Origin of the sequence: Lentzea sp. NPDC060358 (assembly GCF_042725365.1) — a bacterium.
In the GTDB taxonomy this organism is placed as follows: Bacteria; Actinomycetota; Actinomycetes; order Mycobacteriales; family Pseudonocardiaceae; genus Lentzea.
Map to the genome: position 1 here is coordinate 1 of NZ_JBHXCW010000510.1, position 1,075 is coordinate 1,075.

Genomic DNA, 1,075 nt, shown 5'->3' on the forward strand with positions numbered 1-1,075 from the left:
CACCTGGCCATGGCCTTCGCCACCGCCCACCCGGACGTCACCTCGGCCATCATCGGCCCCCGCACCCTCGACCAGCTCGATGACCTGCTGGCAGGCGCCGCGACCGTGCTCGACGACGCCGTCCTGGACCGGATCGACGACATCGTTCCGCCGGGCACCGACATCGGCCCGCTCGACGTGGCCCACCAGCCCCCCTCCCTTACCGACATCGGCCGGCGGCGTCGCCCCGGCTCCGAGCGTGCGGCAGCCTGAGACCCATGAGCGTCCTGACCCAGCGCGACCTCAACCGGGCCACCCTCGCCCGCCAGTACCTCCTTGAGCGCGAGGACTGCACCGCCCTCGATGCCGTGTCCCACCTGGCCGGACTGCAGGCCCAGGCCCCGCAGGAACCGTTCACCGGCCTGTGGTCGCGCGTCAGGGCGTTCACCCCGGCCGACCTGGACCACCTGGTCGTGGGCCGCCAGGTTGTGCGCACCCACCTCATGCGCCGCACCGTCCACCTCGTCACCGCCACCGACGCGCTCGCCTGGCGCCCCCGCCACGACGCCATGCTGCGGCAACGCGTCCTGTCCACCTACCGCAGCGAACTCAACGGAATCGACCTGGACGAACTGAGCACAGCGGGACGGGCCGTGATGGCCGATCACCAGCCACGCGCCATGGGCGAACTCGTCGGCGCACTTCGTGACCGCTGGCCCACGCCGCCCGGCCGGGTGCTGGGCGAACTTCTCGTCGCCGCGCTCATCCCCATGGCCCAACTGCCCCCCAGAGGACTGTGGAAGAGGACCGCAGGCGTCCACAACCTCCCCCTGTCCACCTGGCTGCACCAGTCCATCCCCCCTCTGCCCGCGGACCCGGACGATCCGATCGGACAGCGACTCGTCCTGCGCTATCTCGCCGCCTACGGCCCCGCCACCACCGCGGACATCCGCGCCTGGAGCGGCCTGGCCGGACTGCCCGCCGCGGTCAAAGCCCTCCGCGGGGACCTCGTCACCTACCGCGACGAACGCGGCCGCCTGCTCCTCGACCTGCCCGACGCACCCCGCCCACACGCCGACACCTGTCTCTTATACAC

Annotated in this window: 2 protein-coding genes; both read left to right on the top strand. The window is 72.1% G+C overall.

Translation table 11 applies throughout. From position 1 onward, the window contains the following. Positions 1–252, top strand: a 252-nt coding sequence (locus ACFWGZ_RS41270) for an aldo/keto reductase (RefSeq protein WP_382457022.1), incomplete at its 5' end; no start/stop codon positions are given. Positions 253–257: 5 nt separating this feature from the next. Further along, the coding region (locus tag ACFWGZ_RS41275; RefSeq protein ID WP_382457023.1) for a winged helix DNA-binding domain-containing protein at positions 258–1,075 on the top strand (818 nt) is incomplete at its 3' end.